This is a genomic window from Streptomyces erythrochromogenes, from assembly GCF_040684695.1.
Lineage (GTDB): Bacteria > Actinomycetota > Actinomycetes > Streptomycetales > Streptomycetaceae > Streptomyces > Streptomyces erythrochromogenes_C.
Window position 1 is genome coordinate 156550 of sequence record NZ_JBFBGM010000011.1, and the last position, 16675, is coordinate 173224.

Sequence of the window (16675 nt, forward strand, 5' to 3'; positions counted from 1 at the left end):
AGAGCCGCGTCAGGTGCGCCCGGCCGCCGCCCGGCGCAGGGCCAGCGCCGCGAGGGCCTCCGGGGCACCGGACTGGCCCCGGATGCCGGGGAAGGCATTGACGTCCACGATCAGGGGCGTGCCGCCGCCGGTGTCGATGATGTCCACGCCGTAGACGTCCAGGGCGAACACGGCACCGACCCGGCGCACCAGGTCGGCCCAGCCGGCGGGCAGTTCGTCCGCTGCCAGGGGACGGGTGGGGCCGCGTCCGCCGGGGGAGAGCTCGGAGCGGCGCAGGGCCGAGAAGACCTGGTCGCCGATGGCCCACAGCTTGTGGTCCCAGCCGTTGTTCGGCGCGTACTCCTGCACCACGACCGGCTCCTGCGGCCAGTCCCGTGCCAACTCCCGCAGCCGCGCGGCTCCGTCGGCGCGGGCGACGAGGTCGCCGCGCCGGCTCAGCCGACTCTTGACGACCACGGGAGCGGGCGGCCGGGCCTCCCGCGCCCACGCCCCCAGGGGGCCGACGGTCGAGGTCGCGGCGAAGGGCAGTCCGGCCCGCAGCGCGAGTCCGGCCATCTCGGTGCGGTCCTGGCACAGCGCGGTGGCCGCGGCGGTGTTGACCACCGGCGCCCCCCGGCGCTCCAGGTGGCGCGCGAGTCCCAGGGCGTGCGGCGTCCGCGACTTCAGCAGGTACACATCGGCCAGCGGCAGGGGCACGTCCCCGGGAGCGACCGGATCGAGCGCCACCACCTCGTGCTCCGGAGCGAGCAGCGCGGTGGTGTCCGCCAGCAGCGGATGGCCGGGCTCCGGCGTGATCAGGCCGATCCTCATACCGCGTCACCCGCCGGGGCGGGGACCTGCGCAGTGGCCTGGGCCGGGATCGACAGGGGGAGCGTGTACGGCAGCGTCACGGGTGCCGCGAGCGCCGGACCGTCGGCCCGCGCCAGGTCCAGTACGGCGCGGGCGACGCGCGCGGCGGCGTCCGGCACCTGCCGGAAGCTCGGGAAGTCGTTGACGTCGACGACCACGGGCCCGTCGGGGCCGAGCAGTACGTCCACCCCGTACAGGTCGAGTCCGTAGACCGCGCCGACCTGGGCGGCGATGGCCGCCACCTCCGCCGACAGCGGCACCCGGCGCTCGCGCACCGAGGGGTCGGGGTGCAGCGGGGAACAGCGCTCGGTCGCGAACAGCTCCCCGCCGACGGCGTACACCTTGATGTCCGTGCCGGAGTTGGGCACGTACGGCTGCGCGATGAGCATGCCCTCGCCGGCGAGCGCGGGCAGCAGCGTCTCCAGTCGCGCGGGCGAGGACACCAGGTGCACGGCCCGCCCGGAACTGCCGTCCGCGGGCTTGACGACGAGCGGGTACTCGGCCGCCGGTATCTCCGCGAGCAGCTCGGGGCGGGCGACGGCGTACGTCGGCGGCAGCGGGAGTCCGCGGCCGCGTCCGATGGCGGCGGCGAGCGCCTTGTCGCGTACGCCGCGGATCGACCGGGCGTCGTTGACGGTGGTCAGCCCGGCCGCGGCGGCGGCTTCGAGGAGGGTCAGTCCCGGGCCGCCGGACACCGTCTTGAGCACCCAGGCGTCGTGGGCGCCCGCGTCCACGGCCTCGGTCATGCGCAGCAGCGAGCCGCCGGGCCGCACGACGTCCACGTGGTGCCCCCACGCGGTCAGCTGTCCGATCACCTCGTTCGGCATACCGTCGTGGCGGTAGTGCTCCTCCACCAGGAAGCAGAGCCTCATCGACCTTCCCCAAATTCCCGGACGTCCGCCGAATCCGCCCGGCGAGTTGTGACGTCACAGGATGTCATGGACCGCAATGTGATGATCGGTCCACCTGTGGGCTTCCTTGTAGGCTTCCCGTTTCGGCTGGGCGGGGGAGGACGGGACATGGGTGACCGGCGGACCGATGTGATGCATGCGCTGACGTACAACAGGGCGGCGCCCGCGGACGTGCTGCTGCGGCTGCTCGATCAGGAGGACGAACACCTGCGGCGAGAGGTTGCGCGGCGCGCCGTTCTGCCGCAGGAAGTGATCGAGGCCGTTCTGGTGCACCCGGACCGCCGCGTCCGGACCGCCTTCGCGGAGAACGCCGACGCCGACCCCGAGCAGCGGGCCCGGCTGGTCGACGACCCGTCCAAGTCGGTCCACTTGATGCTCGCCGTGGGTCCCATGCCCTACCGGGGGCCGGTGCCGGCCTTGCCCGACTGGGCGTACGAGCGGCTGCTGAACCACCCCGAGGCCCTGGTGCGCCAGGAGCTGTTCTCGTGGGCCGGGCCGCCCGCCCACGTCCTGGCGGGGCTCGCCGGTCACGAAGATCCGATGTTCCGCCTGGCAGCGTGCCGCGGCGCATGGCACGAGCTGCCCGACGAGGCGCGCGATCGCCTGCTCCACGACGACGACCGCGAGGTGCGGCTCGCGGCCGCCGAACAGGTCTGCCACGAGGACGAGGAACGGACCGCCTGGCTCATCGGGGAACTGGCCGATTCGTGGCGGGTACAACGCGTGCTGGAGACCGGCCGGCTCACCCGGGACCTCGCCGAACGCCTGGTCGCCGAAGGTGATCGACTGGCGACGATCGCCGGCAACCCCTGGCTCCCGCCCGACCTGGTGGCGCGCCTCGCCGCCGACCCCGACCCGGCGGTCCGGCTGGTGGTCTCCGCCCGCCCCGAGCTGAGCGAGGCCGAGCGTGCCGCCGTCGACTACGCCGTGGACGCCGAGGCGCGGCTGGGCACGCTCGACTGGGTGTGGGCGCGCCGGGACGACGCCGGGTTCCTGCGGCAGTGCGCCCGTTCCGCGCACACCTGGCTGCGCCGCAGCGCGGCCGTCTGCCCCGGACTGCCGGACGATGCCGTCGAACTGCTCGCGCGGGACGAGGACTTCGCGGTACGGCTGCTGCTGGCGGAGTTCCACCCGGCACCGCCGCCGGAGCTGCTCCTCGACCTCTACCTGAACGGCACCCACCGTGCTGTCGGCATGCTGGTCGTCCGGCCGGGCTTCCCCACGGCCGGGCTCGCCGCCCGCTTCGGCGCATCGCCGGATCCCCGGCGCAGGAGCCTGGCGCTGCGCGACCCCGGCCTGGAACCAGAACTCCTGGACCGCCTCACGCGGGACGCGGGGACGCGCAGGGACGCGGCGCGGGACCCCCGGCTCCCCGTGGCGCGGATCCGTGAACTGCTCGACGATCCGGACCTGGGCGTCGCGGCCTCCGCGGCGGCCAATCCCGCTCTCCCGCCGCAGGACATGCACCGGATCCTGGACCTGGCGGGCGTGCCGGAAATCCGGGTGAATGATCGGACAAGCGGCTGCTAGGTTGATCACGTGCCGAAGCTGAATCAGATCATCGCAGTCGAAAAGGGCGTCAAGTCCAAGTCCCTCCAGGAGCTCACCCAGGCTCACCACGACGTGCAGAAGCCCGCCCTGCTGGCCGGCATCTCGCGGACGTACCAGCCCAAGGACGAAGAGGGCGAGCAGCTGCCGCCCGAGTCCACCCGGGTGCAGGTCAAGGCGGAGGACGTGCTGCGCGCGACGGCCGGGACGCTCACGCGGCTCTTCGACGTGACGGCCACCAAGGACTGGGCGAACCGCAGCGCGGCCGCGGACGTGGTCGTCGACGGCAACGTCCTGCTCGCCCAGGTGCCCGTCCCGTACCTGCTCTTCCTGGAGAAGCAGCTCACGGACCTGCACACCTTCGTGCGGAAGCTGCCGGTGCTGGACGCCTCCGAATCCTGGAACCTGGACCCGTCCACGGACTCCTGGAAGACGGATCCGGTGCGCACGATCCGCACCAAGAAGGTGCCGCGCAACCACGTCAAGGCCGAGGCCACCGAGAAGCACCCGGCCCAGGTCGAGGTGTACTACGAGGACGTGCCGGTCGGGTACTGGACGACCGTGAAGTTCTCCGGCGCGCTGCCCGCCCGGCGGGTCAACGAGCTGCTCGACCGCGTCGAGAAGCTCCAGCAGGCCGTCAAGTTCGCCCGCGAGGAGGCCAACAGCGCCGAGGTCACCGACCAGAGGGTCGGGGACGCGGTGTTCGGCTACCTGTTCAGGTAGCCCACGAAACCCCTCCCGTATGTCTGCGGGAGGTGCGCGAGAGCGCAAGCTGAAACTGATGTTGAAGCTGAAACAGGGGTGTCAGTTGGGGGTTCGAATCCCTCCCCCGGCATTGCGTGCCGGGGTGGCCCAAGTCGGTAGAGGCGGCCCCTTGAATCTCAGATTCTCGCTCCAGTCTCAGTATTCGCCGCCGAACACCGGATCGACCGAGCGTGGACGACCATCGATGGACGGGGGTTCAAGTCCCTCCTGCGCCTCTTCCATGGCGCGGTAGTTCAAAGGTAGAACACGTCGATCTCAGAATGATCCGCGACTCTTAAACGTGCCGGTGTGCGCAATTGGGTGGCAAACAGGAGCCCGGGAGCTGGATATGCTCCCGGGCTCCGTCACGTCCGCCGCAGGTTCACCCGGTCACCCGGTCACCCGGTCACCCGGGCACCGGGGCACCCGGTCACACGGGGACGGACACGAAGGTCCGGCCGGACTCGTTCTCCACCAGGACGGCCTTGACGTCCGTCCGGTCGACGGCCGCCGAACCGTCCAGCCCGGCACCCTTGGCCTCGCCGTTCTCCTGGCTGCCCACGACCCAGCTGCCCGCGGTGGTGCGCTTGCCGTCCTTGGACACCACGATCAGCCGGCAGCGCTCGCCCGGCGGCACTCCCGTGACCGCCGCCCGCAACCGCACCCACTTGGTGGCCGGTGTCATCTGTACGGTCATCCGCGCACCCGTGCCCGCATCGGTCGCGGAGTGCACGGTGGTCCCCTTGGGCGGGGGAGAGGGGTCCGCCGAAGCGGTCGGCGACGGGGGCACCGGAAGGGCGACCGAGCCCTGATCGCCGCCACCCAGCTGCGTCCCGGCCCAGAACACGGCGGCCAGGGAAGCCGCCACCGCCAGTCCCGTGAGTCCCGCGCGACGGCGTGCCGCGCCGGCCCGCTCGTTGCGCATCTGCCGCAGTGTGCGCTGGAGCAGCAGGTCACCGCCCTGCGGCGGTCCGTCGAGGAACGCCTCTTCGGGCACCTCGCCCAGTGCCGCCTCCATCTCGCGCAACGCGGCCACCTCCTCCCGGCACTGCACGCATCCGCTCATGTGTCCCTCGACCCGGCGGACCTCCTCGTCGTCCAGGACGCCGAGCACGTACGGGCCGAGCAGTTCCTCCTCGTGCCGCTGCCGGTTCATGCCACCACCTCACGCAGTCCGGACGGCTGCTGGGGCGGCCTGCCCGATCTTTTTCCGTCTCTTGTCCCGCTCTCCCGGAAGCCGTCGTCCCTGAAGACGTCGCGCAGGGCCTTGAGCGCGTAGTGCGAACGCGACTTGACCGTACCCGCCGGGATGCCGAGGGTGTCGGCGGCCTCCGCCACGCTCAGCTGCCGGTAGTACAACTCCTTCAGCACGTCCCGGTGTTCCGGGGACAGCCGGTCGAGGGCTCCCAGCACCGTCATGCTGTCCACCACGGAGTCGGCGTGGTCCGCCTCCACCGGGGGAGCGGCCGACGAACCGGAGACCTCCGACGGCCGCGCTGCCTTGGCCCGGTACCGGTCGGTGATGATGTTCCGGGCCACGGTGAGCAGCCAGCCGCGCACCGAGCCCTTTCCGTTGACCAGGACCTCGGAGTGCCGCCAGGCACGTATGAGGGTCTCCTGCACGACGTCCTCGGCCGCGGCCCGGTCCCCGGTCAGCCGGGTGGCGTACGCGAGCAGGGCGTGGCCGTGCTCCTCGTACACCGACTTGATCAGTGCCTCATCGGTCGAGCCCCGCCGAGTGCGGGGCCACAGTGGTCCGGCCATCTCACCCTCTCCGTCTTCCTCGCTTGCGTGGTGCGGTCGGAACACGCCGGTGGGGCCGGTATGGTTCATGTGACCTGCGTCACTCGGAGGTCCGGGTGCTCAAGTCCGGCAGGCGCGGCCCTCGTTGAGGCAGTCGACGACCGAGGCCATCTGCGGGTCGGTCATCGCGTTCACGAACATCGCGTGGTCCGTCCGGGGGCTGTGCCGCTGCTCGGGGAAGGAGTCGATCGCCACGGGTACCCCCGCGGGGACCTCGTAGGCGAGGGAGATGCGCAGCTCGGGCACGGGGAAGGTGTCGGTGGGGCAGACCCCGTTGCCCCCGGGGAACCGCAGGTGCGCGCGGTGCCCGGGGCTCGCGGTGTCGAGGCCGTTCCAGCAGCTGGGGAACACCAGGGTGCGGGTGACGCGGTCGCCGTCGGGGCAGCGCGGGTACAGGGTGGTGGAGCGGTCGGGGGAGCCGGAACAGCCCCAGCGGGCCCGGACGAGGGCGTCGCTGCCCGCCGTGCGGGCGACCGCGTCACCCGTCATCGCGCGCAGGAAGGGCGGCATCGCCACGACCTTGCTCACCGGATTGCCGCGGAACTCGACCCGCACGGAGGTCTCGGGCACGATCTCGCCGGTGTTCCCGTGCCCCGCGGACATCTCGTGGGGTCGCGTGCCCGGCCGGTCCAGGCGGCGCAGGACGGGCCAGTAGTACGTCGACCGGTCGCCGCCCGCGCAGCTCGTGGCGGCGGCAGCCAGCGAGTCGTCGCTCGACATGGCGTCCGTGGACAGGTTGCCCACGTAGGAGTGTGTGTGGTGGGCGCCGCCCCGCAGGCCCGGCGAGACCACCAGGTTGTCCTCGTTGTAGTGCGCCTGCTCGTTGCGGCCGCAGTCCACGGCCACCGACCCCGGCGAGCCGTCGCTCCGGTCGGCGGGCGTGGCCGGAGCGGCGGCCGGGACGGGTGGAACGTCACGTATGTCCACGTAGTCGGAGGGTGCCGGGGCGCCGGCCGCCATGCCGGCGTGCGGACCGGCGGCCCGAGTGGCGCCCAGCACCGCGGCGGTCAGCCCACCCCCCAGGACCAGGCAGATGACGAGAGTGAGCAGTCGGCGTTCTTTCCCCATGGCGGTCACGCTTGCCGGTGGCGACCCCGTCGTCAACCTGGCATCCGCATGACGGCCCCCGCACCGGGTTCGTGCGTTCCGACGGGGCCGTCCTGTGACGTGTGGCGGTGCGCCCGGTCAGTTGCCGACGGGGGCCGGCAGGATCCGGGCGACGACGGCCTCGGCCGCCTGCGGGTGCTCCTCCAGCCACGCACCGAGGTGGTCCCGGACGGCTTCGGCGACACAGGCGCTCACGGCGTAATTGCCCAGGGTCCAGCCCATGCAGCCGGTGAACTCGGGGTCGTCCAGCTTCACCGACACCACCGCGGTGAGGTCCGCCCCGACGTCCTCGGCCCGGAGCGCGGGGTCGGTGGCCGTCAGCAGCCCCTTCGCCCGCGCGTACGCGTCGACGGCGGCCGCGATGCCCGTCCGCAGCCCCCACTCGTGGCTGCCGCCGTGGTGGGTGGCCATGCTGTTGACGAAACTCCGGACCCGTTCCTCATGGGCGTCGGACCAGGAAAGGGCCACCTCCATGCTCCCCGCCATCCGCGGATCCTCCCGCTCGAAGGCGATGACGTCCCGGACGAACGGCTCGCCGGCCTGGACGGCGAGGAAGGTGACGAACTCCCGTACTCCGCCCAGGAACCGCAGCCGGGCCCGCTGGGGCCCGTCCGGGGAGCGCTCGTCGGTCAGTACGAGGTCCAGTCCGGGGTTGAGGAAGGCCAGCTCCGCCAGGCGGGCCGCGAGCGCGGCGAACCCGAACTCGACCGTGCCGAAGACCTCCGGGTCGGGCCGGAACGTGAGGGTGGTCCCGCTGCCGGTCACCGGCCCCGCGTCGGCGGGCGGGGCGAGCGCGACACCCCGCGCGAACTCCTGGACGCGGCGGACCCCTTGGCGCCGTACCTCGGCCGTCAGCCGGCTCGACAGGGCGTTGGTGACGCCGGGGTCGGTCGTCCACGGGGTCACGAGCACGGTGCGGCGGCCGGGGCGCCTGCGCGCCGAGCCGAAGCAACGGGTCAACAGCGTTTCCAGACCGGGATCGCCGGTGTCCCCGCAGTCGTCGAACGGCGCGCCCGGGCCGTCGTCCGTGACCCGAGCGCCTCCGTCGGGAGTGAGGGTGACCTCGACCCGGCCACCGCCGCCCCCGCCGGCAAGGCTCGCGTTCACCGCCCGGCCCACCTCGTCGAGGAGCATGTGGTGCAGGCCGCGGACGTCGGTCGAGCCGATGTACATTCCGGGCCGCTTGCGGACGGCTTCCCGCCCCTCCAGCACCGTGATCCGTGCCGCGTCGTACCCGGTCGTTTCCGCACTCATGAGGTCCCCCTCCGATGGTGTCCGACTGACTTCGCCAGACTAGGCGAACCGAAGGAAAACAGCAGGTCAGAGGGGGTTTGATGCAGGCCTGAGTGGGCTGCTGCGGGGCTGCCCGGAGGAGGTCGGCCGCACGGGTGCGGACCGCCGCGGAATGACGGCCGCGGGCCCGCCGAAGCCGCGCAGGGCCCCTTTCCGGGCGGCTCCGAGGTGCCGGATTCCGCGGGGTGCGGCGCGGGCCTCAGAACGGCCTGGGGGAGGGGTCGAACCCGGCGGAGACGTCGCCGACCAGCTCGGGGCTCTCGGGGTCGAGGGTCATGACCGGGGCACCTGGGGACAGGTCAAATCGGTCGAGCTCGGCCCACAGGAGGTTCGGGCTGGTGGCCAGTTCGAAGAAGTACCGCCTGTTGGTGAGGTCGCAGACCGTGCGGTACTCGGTGTTGTAGGTCCGGAACCTCCCCGCGCGGTACGGGGCACCGAACGGCACCGAGGCGTTGCGGGTGACGGCCAGGATGCTCGCGACCGCCTGCCGGTCGTCCGCCGGCTCGGGCAGCAGGGCGCTGAAGTAGGCGGCGCGCTGGAAGCGGTCGACCGCGTTGACGTTCCCGGGCAGCGGTACCTCGCTGCCCGGCTCGTCGTGGCCGAGCTCCCGGACGATGCGCACCTGTTCCCGCAGCAGGCGGAGCTGCTCGTCGTAGGGCGGTTCGTTCGTCATGACCGTGTAGCTGCGGTCGTGGTGCACCCGCCGGCGGCCCTCGAGGTACTCGACGACCGCCGAGTCCCCCGAGGCGTCCTCCAGGGCCACGTGCACCGTCGCCGCGAAGCCCCGCAGCTCCACGGGCACCAGCTGGCAGGTGTCGAGCAGCTCCAGTGCCTCCGCCACCGTGCCCGCGGCGTCCAGCAGGTACTGGATCCACAGGCCGATCTGGAGGCCCGGCCGGCCGGGGTCGCGGGGGCCGAGGTCGGTGCTGTCCAGGTACAGCATGTGGGCCGCGAGCCCGCCCTCGTTCAGGCCGTCGGCGGTCCCGGCGCCGTAGACGGTCGTCACGATGCTGGCGAACCGGCTCGTCCACCGCAGCGGGTTCTCCCCGACCACGTCGGTGCCGGCCAGTTTCCCGCCGTCACGTTCGATCCCCCGGGGGAAGACCGTCAGGGCCGGCTCCGTCGACTCCGGCCAGTCCATCGTCCGGCCGGCGAGGACGGCGTGGCCGCTGGTGTTCCACAGGATGCGCGTGCACATGGGTGAATCCCTCTCTCGACACCGACCCACCAGGACTGCCACCCGCGCGGGGCGCCCGCCACCTGATGGGGGCCGAAAGAACCTGATCGGCCGTCACCGGACGTCACCGGCGGCCGCCGCGGGGCCGGTGTTGTCCGTGAGGTGCCTTGTCCGGCCGGTCGGCGTGCGGACACAGTGGGCGCATGACACCAGCCGCGACACCCGCCGAGCTCCTGAACGCATTCGCCCGTACCCGTGCCCGGCTCGACGGCGCCGAGGTCACCTACTGGTGGACCGGCGACGTCCACTCCTGGGCGCCGGGCGAGCCCTACCGGCGGCTCTTCGGCTTCGAAGGGCTCAACGTCGCCCGCCTCGTGGCGGACGAGGAGGGTGGCGGCTACCAACTGCTGTCCCGGGAGGCCGCGTTCTACCTGGACCCGGTGACCCGCGAGATCATGGAGACCTGGCAGGACAAGCCCGTGGTCCACGTCTGGAACGACCCGGCCAACCAGAAGTGGCGCCCCTTCCTGATCCCCGTGACCGACCTGGGCGACCAGATCTGCTTCAGTATGGAGATCCCGCTCGCCTACCCCTCGCCGCTGCCGGTCGAGGAGTACCCGGAGCACTCCGCCGACGACACCTACCGCGCGCTGGAACTGTTCCAGTTCTTCGCACCCGCTACCGCCCTGACCACCGACGCGGCGAGCGTCCCGGCGACGATGTCCTGGACCCGGATGTCCCCGTGGCTGCCGTGGATGGAGCAGGGCGCCCGCCCCGGCGGTCTCACCTTCCACTGCCGCGGACGCAAGCTCGACTCCTACGCGCAGGTCCCCGAACGCACCCGCGCGTACATCGCCGACCACCACCCCGAGTTCGCCCACGCACCGCAGAAGTGGAGCGAACCGAACGAGACGAGCTGGACGTACTTCCGCAGGCTCTTCCCGCCGCACCGGGAGGAGGAGCGGGAGGACGCCTGAGTACCGCACCCGCCCACCGCAGCCGCCCACCGGGCCGCGCCTCGGCCGACGATGGCCGGAGCGCACCGGAAAAAGGCCTGATCACACCCCCTGCCGAGGGACCCGAGGGGGGAGTCGCAGGGGGCGGACAAGGGTTTTCCCCGTATCCAGTTCATCCCCGCGTTGCCTACTGTCTGCCCACCGGCGATCTTCCCCAGGCCGGGTGGTACACACTCCAACCCCACATGGCGTGTAGGCCTCCCACCGGGGGAAGCGTGCCGGGACCGCCGTTGCCCCTGCCTCGCCGTTGCGGCCGGGACAACGTGGCGTGCGGCGGCAGCCGGGGCGAGACCGACCAACTCGCTCCCGGCCCCGCGGCCGCCGGAACCTCCCACACTGCACCGAACCGGCCGCTCCGGCCTGCCCGGAACCGGCCCTCGAAAGGGATCACGTGCACGCAACGAGACGCAGGCTCATATCCGTGGTGGCCATGTCCGTCACCCTGCTCGCCGGCACCGCCACCGCCTCCGTGGCCGTGGCCTCCGAGACCCCCGCCGCGGCTCCCGCGGCGGCGCTCGCCCCCACCGTGCCGGTCGAGAACCTGATCGTCGGCTACAAGTCGTCCGCCTCCGAGGCCAGCTCCAACAGCGCCGCCGCCTCCGACGCCACCGCCAAGGGCAAGAAGGCCGGCAAGAAGGCGAAGTTCGACCGCCGCCTGGGCACCGGTGCCGCGCTGGTCAACCTCGGGGGGACCGTCGCGCCGGCCGAGGCCGCCGACGTGATGGCCCAGTTCCGTGCCGACCCGGACGTCGCCTACGTCGAGCCCGACACCCGTGCCTACGCCACGGCCGTGACCCCGAACGACACCGAGTACGCCAAGCAGTGGGACCTCTTCGAGTCCACCGCGGGCATGAACGTCCCGGCCGCCTGGGACACGACCACCGGCTCCGGCGTCACCGTCGCCGTGATCGACACCGGCTACGTCGCCCACTCGGACGCCGCCCCGAACATCGTCGCCGGCTACGACTTCATCAGCACCGCCTCCTACGCCCGTGACGGCGGCGGCCGCGACAGCAACCCCGCCGACGAGGGCGACTGGAACGCCACCGACGGCGAGTGCGGCGTCGGCTCCAAGGCCAGCAACTCCTCGTGGCACGGCACGCACGTCGCGGGCACCATCGCCGCGGCCACGAACAACTCCAAGGGCATCGCGGGCATCGCCTACAACGCGAAGATCCAGCCCGTCCGCGTCCTCGGCAAGTGCGGCGGTTCCACCTCGGACATCGTCGACGCCATCACCTGGGCCTCCGGCGGCTCCGTCGCCGGCGTGCCGGCCAACGCCACCCCGGCCAAGGTCATCAACATGAGCCTCGGCGGCCCCGGCGCCTGCGGCACCAGCTACCAGAACGCGATCAACGCGGCCGTCGCCCGCGGCACGACCGTCGTCGTCGCCGCCGGCAACAGCAACGCCGACGCGGCCGGCTACTCGCCCGCCAGCTGCAACAACGTGATCAACGTGGCCGCCAGCAACCGCGCCGGCGACCGCTCGTACTACTCCAACTACGGTTCGATCATCGACATCGCCGCCCCGGGCGGTGAGACCCGCCGCGCCACCGACACGCCCGGCACCGTCACCACCCCCGAGAACGCGATCCTCTCGACCCTGAACGCGGGCACCACCACCCCGGGCTCCGAGATCTACAAGCCCTACCAGGGCACCAGCATGGCCGCCCCGCACGTCGCGGGTCTCGCCGCGCTGCTGAAGTCGGCCAACTCCGCGCTGACCCCGGCCCAGATCGAGACGGCGATCAAGAACAACGCCCGTCCGCTCGCCGGCACCTGCACCGGTGGCTGCGGCGCCGGTCTCGCCGACGCCGCCGCGACCGTCGCCGCCGTGACCTCGACCCCGCCGGCCCCGGCCTTCGAGAACACCACGGACTTCACCATCGGTGACAACACCACCGTCGAGAGCCCGATCACCGTCACCGGGAAGACCGGCAACGCCCCGGCCGCCCTCAAGGTCGGTGTGAACATCGTCCACAGCTACATCGGCGACCTGAAGGTCGACCTGGTCGCCCCGGACGGCAGCGTCTACACGCTCCACAACCGCACGGGCAGCGGCACCGACAACATCAACCAGGTCTACACCGTCAACGCCTCCTCCGAGGTCGCGAACGGCACCTGGAAGCTCCGGGTCAACGACAACGCCGGCGGCGACACCGGCAAGATCGACTCCTGGAATCTCACCTTCTGAGACGGCTCCCGCCGACTCGGGGTCCGGTACCAACTCCGCCTGACGGAGCGATAGTACGGACCAATAGAATCCCCGGGCCTGCCGATACTACGGGTATCGGCAGGTCCGCCGGGTTTTCCTCGCGACGTGACTGAATTCTGCGTCACAATGCGGGTCCACCAGCCGTCCGACCTCGTATTCTCGCCTCTCACAGGAAGGGCACAGAAGCTGGGGACTGGAAGGCTGGTGGCTGTGCGTGGTGGCGGCGACGGGGCACGCTGACACAAGTGTCGGACACGGAGAACTGATCAAGGCGGTCGACCGCGCGCTGACCACGCACGGCCGGGCGCTCCTGACCGGACCCGCCGGCGCGGGGAAGACCGAGGTCGTCCGCGCCGTCTCGGCCGCGGCCGAAGCGCGCGGCGAGAGCGTCCTCCGCCTCGCTCCCGAGGCGGCGGACCAATGGATACCCGAGGCCTCCGCCGCGGCCCTCCTCGCGTCCGTGCCGGCGGCCGCCCTGGACGAGCTTTCGGGGCCCCAGCGCACCGCCATAGCCCTGCTGCGCCGCGAGGCCGACGCCCCCCGTGCCGGCCGCGACCACGTCGCCCTGCGCCTGGCCGTCGTCGAGGTGCTCCGCACCCTCGCCGCCCGCCAGCCCGTCCTCCTCGTCATCGACAACGCCCAGTGGCTCGACGCCGAGAGCACCGGCCTGCTCCGCTTCGCCCTGCGCCTGACCCCGCCCCGCGTGCGGGTCCTCGCCGCCGAACGCGTCCAGGGCGGAGCCCCGGTCGGCGACCCCCTCTGGGGGCCGGGCGTCCCCGCCGTACGGGTGCCCCCGCTCGGCGCCGACGAGGTCGCCGAACTGCTCCTGCGCCACGGCCTGCCCGCCCGCCTCGCCGGCCGGATCCACCAGGCCAGCGGAGGCAACCCGCGCCTGGCCCTCGCCCTCGGCCACTCCCTCGCCGAGGCCGCCGAGGCCCGCGACGGCAGCGCCCACCACGCCGACCCCCTGCCCGTTTCGGGACAGGCGCGCGAGGTCGCGCGCCGGCTCCTCGCCGGAGCCCCCGCCCGGGCCCGCCGCACCCTGCTGCTGGCCGCCCTCGCCTCCCGCCCGACCGTCTCCCTGCTGCGCCGGGCCGGCCGCCCCGACGCCGAGGCGGAACTGGCCGAGGCGGAACGGGCCGCACTGGTCAGGGTCGGAGAGGACGGCACCGTCGAGTTCACCGCCGGCGCCCTGCCCACCGCGCTCGCCGCCGACGCCGGCTGGCCCGAACGCGCCGCCGGACACGCGGCACTGGCCGCCGCCGTCGACGACCCCGTCCAAGCCGTGCGCCACCGGGCGCTGGGCGTCGACAGCCCCGACCGGTGCCTCGCCGCCGAGATCACCGAGGCCGCTGCGGTCTGCCGCAGCCGCGGGCAGCGGGCCCTCGCCGCCGAGCTGGGCCTGCTCGCCGCCGAACGCACCCCGTCCGGGCTGCCCGGCGAGGAGCTGTCCCGCCTCGTCACCGCCGCCGAGGACGCCGGCTGGGCGGGCCGCGCCGACCTCGCGCGCCGCGCCACCCGGGCCGTACTGGCCCGCGACGCCGCGCCGGCCGACCGGGTGCGCGCCCGGCTCGCCGTGATCGACGCCGCGGGCCAGGCCCTCGGAACCCTCGACGAGACCTTCGCCTACGCCATGGACGAGGCCGCCGGGGACCCCGCCCTGCAGGCCGCCGTCCAGCTGCGGATCGCCTGGAAGCACAACCTCAGCGACGGCGACCCCGTCCGCTCCCGCGACGCGGCGGCCGAGGCCGGAGCCCTCGCCGCGCGGGGCGGCGACCAGACGGCCGAGGCCATGGCCCTGACCGTACGGGCCCGCATGGGCCGCATCCTCGGGGACGCGGGAGCCGAGGAGATCCTCTCCGAGGCGCTCGCCCTGCCCGCGCCGGAGATCCCGCTCGGCATGCGCAACGCCCCGCAGTACCTCGCGGTGCGGCACGCCCTCTTCGACGACCGCCTCGACGACGCCCGCCGCCAGCTGATGGTGCTGCTGCCGGCCGTCCGGCGCACGGGTTCGGCCGAGGACGTCTTCGAGGTCCTGCGCAGCCTCACCGAGGTGGAACTGCGCAGCGGCCGGTGCGAGGCCGCCTCAGCCCATGCCCGCCGGGCCCTGGAGCTGACCATCGAGGCCGGACTCTCGCCCGGCCCCGCCTGGTACGTGGCGGCGATGGCCGAGACCATGGGCGGCAGCTTCGCGCGCGCCGAAAGCTACGCGCGTCGCGGCATCCAGGCATCCCAGGAGGAACAGGACAAGGTCTTCCTCTCCCGCGCCCTGCACGCGCTCGGACTGATCGAACTGGCCACCGGCGAGGCGGCGAAAGCGGTCGCCACTCTGCGCCGGGTCGCCGAACTGGAGGCCGCCCAGCAGGTGGTGGACCCGTCCATCCTGCGCTGGCACGGCGAACTGGCCGAAGCCCTGATCGCCGCCGACGCCCCCGCCGAGGCGGCCGAACTGATCGACCCCGTACGGGCGGTCGCCCGTGAGCTCGGCCGTACCGGCGTCGTCGCCGCCCTCGACCGGGCCCGCGCCCTGTGCCTGTCCGCGCAGGGCGAAGCGGACGCGGCCGTCCGGCTCCTGGAGGACACGGCGCAGCGCTTCGACGCCCTGCGGCTGCCGCTGGAACGCGGCCGTACGCTGCTCGCCCTCGCCCGGGTGGAGCGCCGCCGACGGCGCCGGGCACCGGCCCGTGCGGCGCTCCGGGCCGCGGCCGAGGTCTTCGACCGGGCCGGAGCCGCCCCCTGGAGCGAGCTGGCCCGGGAGCCGGCCCGGGGTGACGGGGCCGGCTCCCCGGTGACCGCGGCCGCGGCCCTCACCGAGGCCGAGACCCGCCTCGCCCTGCTCGTCAGCCAGGGCGCCAGCAACCAGGAGGCCGCGGCGAAGCTGTTCCTCAGCGTCAAGACCGTCGAGGCCCGGCTGACCCGCATCTACCAGAAGCTCGACGTACGGTCACGGGCCCAGCTGGCCACCGCGCTGCGCACGCGGTGACCGCGGGCACGCCGGGTCAGCAGCTCAGGTTGTTGCCCGGCGTGACGCCCAGCAGCTGGGTGAAGCTCTGGTACTTCGAGATCCGGCTCTGGACCTGGGCGGGGTTGCCGCCGTTGCACTCCAGGGCGCCGTTGATGGAGCGGATGGTCTCGCCGAAGCCGGCGCCGTTGACCATGGCGGCGTGGGCGGTCATGGTGCCGGGGCCGTTCTGGGTGTTCCAGTACCAGAGCGCCGTCTTCATGGCGACGGCCGGATCCTGCTCCACGAGGTAGGGGTTGGCCAGGAGGTTGATGCCGAGGGCGTCACCGGCCGCCTTGTAGTTGAAGTTCCAGCTGAGCTGGATGGGCCCGCGGCCGTAGTAGGCGGCCTGCCCGGCCGGACAGCCGTACGGCTGGGTCGCGTCGCAGTAGTGGGGATAGTTGGCGGTGTTCTGCTCCACGATGTGCACGAGGCCGCCGGTCTCGTGCGAGACGTTCGCGAGGAAGGCGGCGGCCTCGCGGCGCTTGGTGGTGTCGTCGCCGGTCTTGGCGAAGCCGGGGTAGGCGGACAGCGCCGCGACCAGGCCGTTGTAGGTGTAGAAGGGGTTCCGGTTCGGGAACATCTGGTTGAACTGGGCCTCGGAGACCACGAATCCGGACGGGTCGGGATCCGGGTCCTGGCCGCCCCCGCCGCCGCAGACGCCCTGGTCCGCCCAGACGCCCCACTGGCCGGTGGTGCCGGGGGTCTCGCCCTGGGTCCACCACTTGGCCTGCCAGTTGCGGCCGCCGTACGAGGCGCTCATGCCGTTCGTGTAGACGGCGGACGAGGCCCAGGGGGAGGCGCAGGGGGCCGCCGCGGAGGCGGAGGAGGACGGCAGGGCGATGGCGAGACCGGCCGTGACGGCCGCGGCGGCGACCAGGCTGAGGGTGCGGAGGCGAAGCGCACGTATCACGTAACTGCTCCTTCAGTGGGGGGACTTGCCGTGGGGGGCAACAGCGCCCACTGAAACGGAATGGTCTGAACCTGTCAAGGTCTAGACCAAAAGGAAAC

The 16675-nt window shown here is 72.8% G+C and carries 13 protein-coding genes; 5 read left to right on the top strand and 8 right to left on the bottom strand.

The window, feature by feature from the left end:
• Positions 1-9 precede the first annotated feature (9 nt).
• A complete protein-coding gene (locus tag AB0O53_RS18665) occupies positions 10-810 on the bottom strand; it encodes an ATP-grasp domain-containing protein (RefSeq protein ID WP_350993491.1) in 801 nt (266 codons plus the stop codon).
• Positions 807-1721, bottom strand: a complete 915-nt coding sequence (locus AB0O53_RS18670) for an ATP-grasp domain-containing protein (RefSeq protein ID WP_365196779.1) — start codon at positions 1719-1721, stop codon at positions 807-809. The genes AB0O53_RS18665 and AB0O53_RS18670 overlap by 4 nt, the downstream gene beginning before the upstream one ends.
• 147 nt (positions 1722-1868) lie before the next feature.
• Between AB0O53_RS18670 and AB0O53_RS18675 the strand changes: the two genes are divergently transcribed.
• On the top strand, positions 1869-3290 hold the full coding sequence (locus tag AB0O53_RS18675; RefSeq protein ID WP_365196782.1) for a hypothetical protein: 1422 nt from the start codon (positions 1869-1871) through the stop codon (positions 3288-3290).
• 9 nt (positions 3291-3299) lie between these two features.
• Positions 3300-4031, top strand: coding sequence for a DUF7873 family protein (locus AB0O53_RS18680; RefSeq protein WP_030031943.1), 732 nt, complete (start codon positions 3300-3302; stop codon positions 4029-4031).
• A gap of 451 nt (positions 4032-4482) precedes the next feature.
• On the opposite strand, the gene AB0O53_RS18685 is transcribed toward AB0O53_RS18680, so the two are convergent.
• From AB0O53_RS18685 to AB0O53_RS18705, 5 genes are all read right to left on the bottom strand, one after another.
• Positions 4483-5208 carry a zf-HC2 domain-containing protein gene (locus AB0O53_RS18685; RefSeq protein WP_350993485.1) on the bottom strand — a complete coding sequence of 242 codons (726 nt, stop codon included), beginning with the start codon at positions 5206-5208 and terminating at the stop codon, positions 4483-4485.
• Positions 5205-5816, bottom strand: coding sequence for a sigma-70 family RNA polymerase sigma factor (locus AB0O53_RS18690; protein WP_350993484.1), 612 nt, complete (start codon positions 5814-5816; stop codon positions 5205-5207). Before AB0O53_RS18690 ends, AB0O53_RS18685 begins: the two co-directional genes overlap by 4 nt.
• A gap of 99 nt (positions 5817-5915) precedes the next feature.
• A complete protein-coding gene (locus tag AB0O53_RS18695) occupies positions 5916-6923 on the bottom strand; it encodes a DUF1996 domain-containing protein (RefSeq protein ID WP_365196786.1) in 1008 nt (335 codons plus the stop codon).
• Positions 6924-7040: 117 nt separating this feature from the next.
• Positions 7041-8216, bottom strand: coding sequence for a DNA gyrase subunit B (locus AB0O53_RS18700; protein WP_365196789.1), 1176 nt, complete (start codon positions 8214-8216; stop codon positions 7041-7043).
• A 238-nt stretch (positions 8217-8454) separates the two neighbouring features.
• Positions 8455-9453, bottom strand: coding sequence for a linear amide C-N hydrolase (locus tag AB0O53_RS18705; RefSeq protein WP_365196791.1), 999 nt, complete (start codon positions 9451-9453; stop codon positions 8455-8457).
• Between the two features lie 182 nt (positions 9454-9635).
• On the opposite strand from AB0O53_RS18705, the gene AB0O53_RS18710 reads away from it, so the two are divergent.
• The 3 genes from AB0O53_RS18710 (at position 9636) to AB0O53_RS18720 (ending at position 15646) form a co-directional block, all read left to right on the top strand.
• On the top strand, positions 9636-10409 hold the full coding sequence (locus tag AB0O53_RS18710) for a DUF1838 family protein (RefSeq protein WP_365196794.1): 774 nt from the start codon (positions 9636-9638) through the stop codon (positions 10407-10409).
• A 469-nt stretch (positions 10410-10878) separates the two neighbouring features.
• Entirely contained in the window at positions 10879-12642 is a 1764-nt protein-coding gene (locus AB0O53_RS18715) for a S8 family peptidase (protein WP_365196887.1), read from the top strand.
• A gap of 235 nt (positions 12643-12877) precedes the next feature.
• Positions 12878-15646, top strand: a complete 2769-nt coding sequence (locus AB0O53_RS18720) for a helix-turn-helix transcriptional regulator (protein WP_365196796.1) — start codon at positions 12878-12880, stop codon at positions 15644-15646.
• A 16-nt stretch (positions 15647-15662) separates the two neighbouring features.
• On the opposite strand, the gene AB0O53_RS18725 is transcribed toward AB0O53_RS18720, so the two are convergent.
• Positions 15663-16577, bottom strand: coding sequence for a glycoside hydrolase family 19 protein (locus tag AB0O53_RS18725; protein ID WP_365196799.1), 915 nt, complete (start codon positions 16575-16577; stop codon positions 15663-15665).
• Positions 16578-16675 lie beyond the last annotated feature (98 nt).

Bases quoted from the DNA above. Each gene is read 5' to 3' on its own strand.
- AB0O53_RS18675 (WP_365196782.1), top strand. From the start codon at position 1,869: ATGGGTGACCGGCGGACCGATGTGATGCATGCGCTGACGTACAACAGG.
- AB0O53_RS18685 (WP_350993485.1), bottom strand. From the start codon at position 5,208: ATGAACCGGCAGCGGCACGAGGAGGAACTGCTCGGCCCGTACGTGCTC.
- AB0O53_RS18715 (WP_365196887.1), top strand. From the start codon at position 10,879: ATGTCCGTCACCCTGCTCGCCGGCACCGCCACCGCCTCCGTGGCCGTG.
- AB0O53_RS18665 (WP_350993491.1), bottom strand. From the start codon at position 810: ATGAGGATCGGCCTGATCACGCCGGAGCCCGGCCATCCGCTGCTGGCG.
- AB0O53_RS18695 (WP_365196786.1), bottom strand. From the start codon at position 6,923: ATGGGGAAAGAACGCCGACTGCTCACTCTCGTCATCTGCCTGGTCCTG.
- AB0O53_RS18670 (WP_365196779.1), bottom strand. From the start codon at position 1,721: ATGAGGCTCTGCTTCCTGGTGGAGGAGCACTACCGCCACGACGGTATG.
- AB0O53_RS18700 (WP_365196789.1), bottom strand. From the start codon at position 8,216: ATGAGTGCGGAAACGACCGGGTACGACGCGGCACGGATCACGGTGCTG.
- AB0O53_RS18710 (WP_365196794.1), top strand. From the start codon at position 9,636: ATGACACCAGCCGCGACACCCGCCGAGCTCCTGAACGCATTCGCCCGT.
- AB0O53_RS18690 (WP_350993484.1), bottom strand. From the start codon at position 5,816: ATGGCCGGACCACTGTGGCCCCGCACTCGGCGGGGCTCGACCGATGAG.
- AB0O53_RS18705 (WP_365196791.1), bottom strand. From the start codon at position 9,453: ATGTGCACGCGCATCCTGTGGAACACCAGCGGCCACGCCGTCCTCGCC.